Origin of the sequence: Pseudomonas sp. CCOS 191, from assembly GCF_001007005.1 — a bacterium.
Lineage (GTDB): Bacteria > Pseudomonadota > Gammaproteobacteria > Pseudomonadales > Pseudomonadaceae > Aquipseudomonas > Aquipseudomonas soli.
Map to the genome: position 1 here is coordinate 2394982 of NZ_LN847264.1, position 8625 is coordinate 2403606.

Annotated in this window: 10 protein-coding genes; 1 reads left to right on the forward strand and 9 read right to left on the reverse strand. The window is 66.3% G+C overall.

What is annotated here, in order from left to right:
* Positions 1–22: 22 nt before the first annotated feature.
* The 9 genes from CCOS191_RS10995 to CCOS191_RS11035 all read right to left on the reverse strand — a co-directional run bounded on the left by CCOS191_RS10995 (position 23) and on the right by CCOS191_RS11035 (position 7358).
* Positions 23–892, reverse strand: coding sequence for a metal ABC transporter substrate-binding protein (locus CCOS191_RS10995; RefSeq protein ID WP_046855220.1), 870 nt, complete (start codon positions 890–892; stop codon positions 23–25).
* Positions 889–1788: a metal ABC transporter permease gene (locus CCOS191_RS11000; protein ID WP_023633107.1), complete on the reverse strand. Its 900-nt coding sequence runs from the start codon at positions 1786–1788 to the stop codon at positions 889–891. The genes CCOS191_RS10995 and CCOS191_RS11000 overlap by 4 nt, the downstream gene beginning before the upstream one ends.
* Positions 1788–2534: a metal ABC transporter ATP-binding protein gene (locus CCOS191_RS11005; protein WP_046855221.1), complete on the reverse strand. Its 747-nt coding sequence runs from the start codon at positions 2532–2534 to the stop codon at positions 1788–1790. The genes CCOS191_RS11000 and CCOS191_RS11005 overlap by 1 nt, the downstream gene beginning before the upstream one ends.
* Complete coding sequence (locus CCOS191_RS11010) at positions 2531–3442, reverse strand: metal ABC transporter substrate-binding protein (protein ID WP_038706328.1); 912 nt, start codon at positions 3440–3442, stop codon at positions 2531–2533. Before CCOS191_RS11010 ends, CCOS191_RS11005 begins: the two co-directional genes overlap by 4 nt.
* A gap of 10 nt (positions 3443–3452) precedes the next feature.
* A complete protein-coding gene (locus tag CCOS191_RS11015) occupies positions 3453–4022 on the reverse strand; it encodes a DUF6162 family protein (protein ID WP_046855222.1) in 570 nt (189 codons plus the stop codon).
* Positions 4019–4336, reverse strand: a complete 318-nt coding sequence (locus CCOS191_RS11020; protein ID WP_046855223.1) for a hypothetical protein — start codon at positions 4334–4336, stop codon at positions 4019–4021. The genes CCOS191_RS11015 and CCOS191_RS11020 overlap by 4 nt, the downstream gene beginning before the upstream one ends.
* Complete coding sequence (locus CCOS191_RS11025) at positions 4333–4869, reverse strand: hypothetical protein (protein WP_046855224.1); 537 nt, start codon at positions 4867–4869, stop codon at positions 4333–4335. The genes CCOS191_RS11020 and CCOS191_RS11025 overlap by 4 nt, the downstream gene beginning before the upstream one ends.
* Positions 4866–6050, reverse strand: coding sequence for a PepSY-associated TM helix domain-containing protein (locus CCOS191_RS11030; protein ID WP_046855225.1), 1185 nt, complete (start codon positions 6048–6050; stop codon positions 4866–4868). The genes CCOS191_RS11025 and CCOS191_RS11030 overlap by 4 nt, the downstream gene beginning before the upstream one ends.
* A 114-nt stretch (positions 6051–6164) precedes the next feature.
* Entirely contained in the window at positions 6165–7358 is a 1194-nt protein-coding gene (locus CCOS191_RS11035) for a PepSY-associated TM helix domain-containing protein (RefSeq protein WP_046855226.1), read from the reverse strand.
* 246 nt (positions 7359–7604) lie between these two features.
* Between CCOS191_RS11035 and CCOS191_RS11040 the strand changes: the two genes are divergently transcribed.
* Complete coding sequence (locus CCOS191_RS11040) at positions 7605–8588, forward strand: TauD/TfdA family dioxygenase (protein ID WP_046855227.1); 984 nt, start codon at positions 7605–7607, stop codon at positions 8586–8588.
* Positions 8589–8625 lie beyond the last annotated feature (37 nt).

The window sequence follows — 8625 nt, forward strand, 5'->3', positions numbered from 1 at the left end:
CACCGCCGCTCCTGCAAAAGCTTCAACTGTTGCCGAGCGCCTTGACCACCTGCTCGACACTGGCCTTGAGCCCGGCCATGGTATCGTCCGCGTCGCTCTCCACCACCAGCAGCTTCGCCCCGGCGGCGGCGATCACTTCGGCTACCTTGGCATCTGGCTGGCGATGGTGCAGCACCAGCGCCACGTCCTGCGCCTTGAGGTTGTCTGCAAGCGCCTCGAGCGTTGCTTCGTCCCACTTGTCATCGGCCGGCAGCGCCTGCTCGACCACGTCCAGGTTCAGCCCGCTGGCCAGGTAGCCCAGGCGTTCGGACAGGCTGACCACGGTCAGGTTGTCGACCTCGGCCAGGCGCGTCTGGCTGTTGGCGGTCAGCTCCAGCATCTGCCGCTTGATGCCGGCCAGGTTGGCCTGGATCTTCGCTTTGTCCGCTGGCGAGAGGCGCTCCAGGTCATTGGCCACCACGTCGGCCATGCGCCCCAGGTTGGTCGGGTTGAGCCAGGGGTAGGCGGCGAAGGCTTCGTCGCCCTTGACCGCGATACCGGGCAGGGCGCCGTCCACCGGGCGCGCGGCGTCGATCTCGACGATGCGGATGTTGCTGCGCCGGGCCGTGGGGTAGAGCGGGTCGTCGCGCCAGATCGAGCGCACGCCGATCACCGCGTCGGCCTGTTGCGCCACCTTGTGCAGGCTGGCGCCGCCACGGCCGCTGAAATACGAGGGCTGGCGGCTGGCCGGCAGGTTGGCCGGGGCCGCGCGCTTGAGCTGCACCGAGGTGCCGTCGAGCAAGGCGCTGGCCAGGCTGTGGGTCACCGGCAGGGTGGTCAGCACTTCGGTGGCGCCCGCCAGCAGCGGCATGCCGCTCAGGGCCAGGGCCAGGGTGAGTTTCTTCAGGGTCATGCCGGGTTTCCTTGCAGGCGTGGGACGAGGGCGCGGGCCAGGGCGCAGAGGGCGAAGCAGATCCCGGCGACCAGGATGATCGCCGCGCCCGAGGGCACCGGCAGGTCGAAGACGATCGGCAGGAGGATGCCGAGCAACGTGCTGAGGGTGGCGATGATTACCGAGACGAAGAAGAAGCCCTTGAGCGACTGGCTGACCAGCCGCGCCGCCGCCGCCGGGATCACCAGCAGGGCGCCGACCAGGATCGCGCCGATCACCTTGACCGAGGCCACGGTGACCAGGGTCACCAACACCACGAACAGGTAGTCAAGGGTCTTCACCGCCACCCCGCGCACCGCCGCCAGCTGCGGGTTGAAACTGGCCAGCATGATGCGGTTGTACAACGGCAGGGCCAGGGCCAGCACCAGCACCGCGACGATGCCCAGCACCAGCAGGTCGTGGGCGCTGACGGTGAGCACCGAGCCGAACAGCACGTTTTCGAGGATGTGCACGTTGATCTTGCCGGCCAGCATCAGCAACAGGCTCGCGCCCAAGGCCAGCGACACCGAGAGGAACACGCCGATCAGGGTGTCTGGCGACAGGCCGGTGCGGTTGCGCAGGAAGTTGAGCAGGATGCCGAACAGCAGGCAGTAGCCGAACAGGCTGCCGTACGGGCCGGTGTAGGGCTCGCCGAGGAGGATGCCGATGGCCACCCCGGTGAGCGCCGCGTGGCCGACCGCCTCGGAGAAGAAGGCAAAGCGCTTGACCACCACCAGGGTGCCCAGGCCGCCGAGTACCGGGCCGATCATCAGGCCCGCCAGCAGGGCGTTGACCACGAAGCCGTAGGCCAGTGCCTCGGGCAGATAGCCAGCCGTGGCCCAGTCCTGGACCAGCTGGCGCAAGGTTTCGAAACTCATCAGGCAAGGCTCTCGCTGCGCGGGTGAACGGAGAACAGCCCGAGCAGGCGCTCGGGAGTCAAGGCCTGGGCCGGCGGGGCGTCGAACAGCACCTGGCGGCTCAGCCCGGTGACGCGGTCGGCCAGGCGCAGCACCGCTTCGAGGTCGTGCTCGATCCACAGCACGGTGGTGCCGGCCTGGCGCCAGCCGTGCAGCAGTTGCTCGAACACCTGGATACCGGCCTCGTCGAGGGCCGACATCGGCTCGTCCAGCACCAGCAGCTGCGGCTCGGGGATCAGCCCCTGGGCCAGCAGCACGCGCTGGCGCTCGCCGCCGGAGAGGGCGCCCATGCGCCGCTTGCGCTTGTCGAGCATGCCCACCCGTTGCAGCGCCGCGTCGATTTGCGGGCGCACGCGCCGCGACAGGCCGAGGAACGCCGGGCGGCGCTGGCACATGGCGGCCATGAAGTCGTCCACGGTCATCGGCAGGCCGCGGTCGAACTCCAGGGCCTGGGGCACGTAGCCGATCACCTCGCGCTCGCCGGGCCAGTGCAGGGTCAACTGGCCCTGGTGCGGCATCTGCCCGAGCAAGGTCTTGATCAGCGAGCTCTTGCCGCCGCCGTTGGGGCCGACAATGGCGTGCACGCTGCCCGGGGCGACACTGAAACGCACGTTCTCGAGGATGCGCGTGCGGCCGAGGGTGAGGTCGATGCCGTCGAACTCGATGCGCGGCCCGCAGGCGCTGGTGAGGTTGGCGGCGGCGGTCATGTGCGGTTTTCCTGGATGGCCTGGACCACGGTGTCGAGGTTGCGCTTCATCTCCACCTCGTACTTTTCCTTGGTGTAGTCGCCGTAGGAGATGTGGGTGAGCGGGTAGATGCGCACGCCGGACTCGCGGTGGATGGTGTCGACATAGGCCGAAGGGAAGTCCATCTCCGAGAAGATCACCTTCACGTCCAGCGCCTTGAGCTGGTCGATGGTCTTCTTCAACTGCGCCGGGCTCGGCTCGATGCCGTGGGCAGGCTCCACCACGGCGGTGACCTCCAGGCCGAAGTCACGCACCAGGTAGTCGTAGGCGGCGTGGATGGTGGCCACGCGGAAGGTCGCGTCCGGCGCCTGGGTGACCTTGGCCAGGGCCTCGGCACGCAAGCCACGCAGGCGCTTGGCGTAGGCACGGGCGTTCTGCGTATAGAACTTGGCGTTGTCGGGGTCGAGCTTGCCCAGTTCGCGGGCGATGTTGTTGACCTGGGCGATGGTGGCGCTGATCGACAGGAAGGTGTGCGGGTTGACCACCTTGCCGGCGCCTCGGGCGGCGATGCCGGTGGCCGCCAGCAGCGGCACGTTGGCGTTGGACTCGATGGTCCTGATGTCGGGCTTTTCGCTGGCGGCGATCATGCGGTCGGCGAAGTCGTCGTGGCCGACGCCGTTGAGCACGATCACGTCGAGGCTGCCGATGCGCTTGATGTCCTCGGCGCGCGGCTCGTAGGCATGCGGATTGAAACCGGCCGGGATCAGCGGCACCACTTCGGCCTTGTCGCCGACAATGTTGCTCACGTAGCTGTAGTAGGGGTGCAGGGTGATGCCGATGCGCAGGGGCTTGCCGTTGTCGGCGAGGGCCAGGGCGGGCAGGGCGCAGGCCAGGAGCAGCGCCAGGGTGCGGCGGGCGAAGCGGAGCATGGGCAGGTCCTTAGTGACGGTGTTGGCGGGTGACCCCGGCGTCGTAGTGGGTGACGATCTGCTGCCAGCCGGCGGCGATCAGCGCATCGCTGTCCAGCGCGTCCGGGGGCAGGGCGGTGCTGTCGCGGCGCAGCCAGACATCCGGCTGGGCATCGCTGGCGGCGGGCAGGATCACCAGAAAGCTGCCGGCCACCTGGGCGTCCTGGCTGCGTCCCAGGTAGGCACCGTTGACCAGCAACGACCACTGGTGGCTGCCGCGGCTCTGGCTGCTGGCGTCGCTGACGAAGGGTGGCAGCCCCTCGTCGGCCAGGGCCTGGGTATCCGGGGCGACGCCATTGTCCTCGCGCAGTGCACGGATCTCCTCGACGGCCACCCACAGGTCGGTGTGGATGCCCTGTTCGGCGGCATTGAGGTCGCGGCGGGCGTCGAGCTGGTGGGCGGCGATGGCCTGTTCATCCTCGCGCTCGCCGCGCACGGCCACCACGCTTGCGGCCAGCACCACGATCAGCACGGCGGCCAGCAGCACGTAGAGGGTCTCGTGCCCGGCGCCGGCCGGACGCACCACCTGGGCGCGGCTCATGGCGCACCGATGTCGGCGTGGTCGACTTCCACCACGTGGCCGGGGCCGGCGTCGAACAGCACGTAGAACTCGCCGTCGGGGCGCTTGAAGGTCAGGGTCGAGTCGTCGCCGAGCTTGCTCGCCACCAGCACCTGTTCGTCGTAGCCGATCACGTCCAGGGTCACCCCCGGTGCGCCGCTGCCGTCGGAGAAACCGCCCTTGCAGGTGATCTGTTCGCCGTGCTCGGTGCACTCGCACATGGGGTTGTGCGCCAGCGCCGGGGTGGCGGCCAGGGCCAAGAGGGGCAGGACCAGCCTGCGCATCAGCTGTTTCATTTGTTGCCTCCTTGTTTTTCAAGCCAGGCCGCGGTGGCGGGGGATGCCTTGGCCAGCGGTACCGAGGCCTGGTACATCTTGCCGTCCCAGCCTTCGATGGTGATCCAGATGTCGGCGTCGGGACGGGTGCGTGGCGGGATCGGCAGCGAGGTGCCCATGCGCGCCGGCGCGCCGAAGAAGATCGTGCCGGCGGCGCGCAGGCTGCGCGGCTTGCCCACCCGCAGGTAGATGGCCTTGGCGCCGTCGTTGCAGTTGCCGCAGGCGGCGTTGAAGGCCTTGAAGTAGCCGGCCGGGCCTTCGGCGCGCGGGGCTTCGTCGCGCAGCTCGGCCAGGTCCATGGTCCAGCGCCCGACCTGGACGTTCTGGATGATGTTGGCGCCCAGGCCGCTGTCGCCGCGGAACAGGCTGGCGTCGGCGAAGTACTTGGGCATGAAGCCCAGCGGCACGAGGATCAGCAGGATGTTCAGGTGGAAGCGCCATTTCAGCCACAGCTGCTTCAGGCCGCTCGGCGGCAGGGTGTCGGTCTGGCTCAAGAGTGGGCCTCCAGGGTGATTGGGCGCGCCGGGCGTTCGCCGCGCTTGAGGGCGGCGCGGGTGGCCTGGGTGGTGCGTTTGGTCCAGATCAGCAGGCCGCTGAATACCATCAGGGTCAGCACCAGGCCGAAGAAGAACCAGATCAGTTTGATCGCCAGGCCACCGAAGTCACCGGTGTGCAGCGGGCGCATGGATTCGGTGACGAACTCCAGGGCCGAGCGGTCGCCGAGCAGGAACTGGGCGTCGACGTTGCGCGTGTAGGGGTTGACTTCGGCGGTCTGGAACATCAGCGGGTACCAGCCACGGCCGCCCATGCTGTAGTGGCTGTAGGCGGTGGCGGGCAGCGAGATGAAGCTGACGTCCAGGCCCGGGACCGCCTGGGTGGCGATGCGCGCCGCCTCGTCCAGGTCGATGCGTGGCGCCGGGCTGCCGTCGGGGGTTTGCGGGACCTGCTGGCGGGCGATCACCGGAGTGACGGGCTCGCTGGAAATGGTCACGTGGTTGTCGCCGAGGATCGCCTGGATCAGGAACCAGGTGCCGGTGATGGAGATCACCGCAATGAACCAGATCGACCACACGCCGGCCAGGCGGTGCAGGTCGCCCCAGAAGATCCGCCGGCCATGGCCGGTGCGCACGGGCTTGAAGAAGCCGCGCCAGAATTTCTTGTACACCACCAGCCCGGTGACCAGCGAGGCGAGCATTGGCAGTCCGAGCAGCGACACCAGGTACCAGCCCCAGCTGTAGCCGTTGGTGAAGGGCACCAGCCACCAGCCGTGCAGGGCGCGGGTGAACGCTTCGAAGTCGAAGTCCGGGCGCTGGCCCTGGATGGCCCCGCTGTACGGGTTGACGTAGAGCAGCGCGTTGGTGCCGTCGGCGCGGGTCACCGAGGCCTGCAGGGCGAAGTGCGAACCGTCCGGCTGACTGAAGAAACGCACCGCCAGGTCCGGTTCGGCCTTGTGCATGGCGTCGAGCACCTGCTGGTAGCTCAGGCGCTGACTGTCGTCGTCGGGCTTGCTGGCGCGCACGTCGGCATTGGCCAGCCAGACGATTTCCTGGCTGACCACCGCGAGCATGCCGGTGAAGCAGACGATCAGGACGAAGAACCAGATCGGCAGGGCAAGCCAGCTGTGCACCAGAAACCACAGCTTGGAATTGGATTTCTTTCTCGATTGTCGGGCCATCGGTCGGTCTTCTGCATAAAAAAATACGGTCGAGTCTGTGCTCAACCTGGAGGGCTGCATAAGTAAGGACGAATGAGAATCAGAAAGCTGCCAAAGCAAATGAAAGAAAATGTTTCAAGAACTGGACGTGACCTCCGTTGCAACCGGCTGCTTGGCCGTGCGCGCCTGCTTTTGGCTGCGCTTGAGCGCGTTGGCGGTGGCCAGGGCGGTACGTTTGCTCCAGATCAGCAGGCCGCTGAGCACCATCATGCTCAGCAGCAGGCCGAAGAAGAACCAGATCAGCTTGGTGGTCAGGCCGGCGAACTCGCCGGTGTGCAACGGGCGCATGGACTCGGTGACGATTTCAACCGCCTTGCGATCGCCCAGCAGGCGGCTGGCTTCCATCTTGCCGGTATAGGGGTTGATCTCGGCTTTCTGGTACACCAGTGGATACCAGCTCATGCCGCCGATGCTCAGATGGGCATAGGCGTTGCTGGGGAAGCCGACGTAGTCGACGTTGAAGCCCGGAATTTCGCGCTGGGTGATCCTGACGGCCTCGTCCGGGCTGATCATCGGCGTCGGACTGCCGTCGGCGGTCAGTGGCACCGTCTCCCTTGCCACCACCGGCACGATGGGTTGGCTGGAGATGGCGATATGGTTGTCGGCGAGCAGGGCCTTGACCAGGAACCAGGTGCCGGTGATGGAAATCACCGCGATGAACCAGATCGACCAGATGCCGCTCAGGCGGTGGAAATCGCCCCAGAAGATCCGCGCGCCCTGGTTGAAGCGCAGGGTCGGCTTGAAGAAACCTTTCCAGAAGCGTTTGTAGATCACCAGGCCGGTGATCAGCGAAGCCAGCATCGGCAGCCCGAGCAGTGAAACCAGGTACCAGCCCCAGCTGTAGCCATTGGTGTGCGGCACCAGCCACCAGCCGTGCAGGGCGCGGGTGAATTCCTCGAAGTTGAACTGCGGGGGAACGCCCTGGATGTGCCCGGTGTAGGGGTTGACGTAGACCCTCAGCGTGCGGCCGTCAGGGTAGGTGACATCCGACAGCATGGCGAAGTGCGACTCGCTCAGGGTCATCAGGCTGGCCACGGCGATGCCGGGCTCGTCGCGCTGCATGGCCACCAGCAGCTCGTCATAGGACAACCGCCGGGCGTCATCCGAAGGCGGATTGGCGCGGGTTTCCGGGTTGGCCAGCCAGACGATCTCCTTGCTGATCACCGCCAGAGTGCCGGTGACGCAGACGATGAGCACGAAGAACCAGATGGGCAGCGCCAGCCAGCTGTGCACGAGGAACCAGATTTTCGAGCGTGACTTTTTCGACATGGGTACACAGTGTCAATGGCGAATTAAGGGGCGGATTGCCCGGCCGTATCAGAAAGAGACGCATGAGCAGGGCAAAACCTGATGGGGTAATTGCAAGCAAGTGTTTCCAGGTTGCCCTGCCTGTTGCTGCGGGTTCCTGCGAAGGGACTAATTTGCCTGCTTCCCGAAACGTCCCCCTATCACCGGATGCGCGCGTGCCCCTGGGCCGTCGCTCCCTTTTCCTTAGGTGTGTACAGGAGGCCCGTCATGGGTGTTGCTGTGGGATTTACAGTGCGTCCGCTATTGCCGGAGCAGGGACGTTTGCCATTGCTGGTGGAGGCCGGTGACGACGACACCAGCCTGCTGGACGTGTTCGAGGAGCTCAAGGCGCTGGTGGACGAACACCTGTTGCGCGATGGCGGCATCCTGTTCCGCGGTTTCCGCCTGGAGGGCGCCGAACAGTTCCGTCAGTTCGCCGCCAGTTTCGGCCATCCGCTGCTCAACTACGAGTTCGGCTCCACGCCGCGCACCAACGTCACCCAGGGGGTCTACACCTCCACCGAGTATCCGGCGCACCAGCACATTCCGTTGCACAACGAGCAGGCCTACTCCCGCGACTGGCCGATGAAGATCTGGTTCTACAGCATGATCGCCGCGAAATCCGGTGGGCAGACGCCGATTGCCGACAGTCGCGAGGTTTACCGCAAGGTGCCCGCGCACATTCGCGAGCGTTTCGTCAGCAAGGGCCTGATGTACGTGCGCAACTTCGGCAACGGCCTGGATGTGTCGTGGGAGGATGTGTTCAATACCGAGGATCCGCAGGAGGTCGAAGCCTACTGCAAGGCCCACGGCATCACCTGTGAATGGAAGGACGACGGTGAGCTGCGCACCCGCCAGGTATGTCAGGCGGTGGCTGAGCACCCGGTCACCGGCGACAAGGTCTGGTTCAACCAGGCGCACCTGTTCCATATTTCCAACCTGCCGCCCGAGGTGCGGGAAAGCCTGCTGGACATCGTCGACGAGGAAGACCTGCCGCGTAACGTCTACTACGGTGACGGTTCGCCCATCGAGGATGAAGTGCTCGACCAGATCCGTGCGGTGCTGGAGGACTGCAAGATCAGCTTCCTCTGGCAGGAAGGCGACGTGATGATGCTCGACAACATGCTCGCTGCCCATGCCCGTGCGCCGTTCGAAGGCCCGCGCAAGGTGATTGTGGCGATGGCCGAGGGGCACTCGCTGGACCAGGGTTGAGGGGCGGGAGAGTTGCAGCGCCTGTGAGATCGAGCGC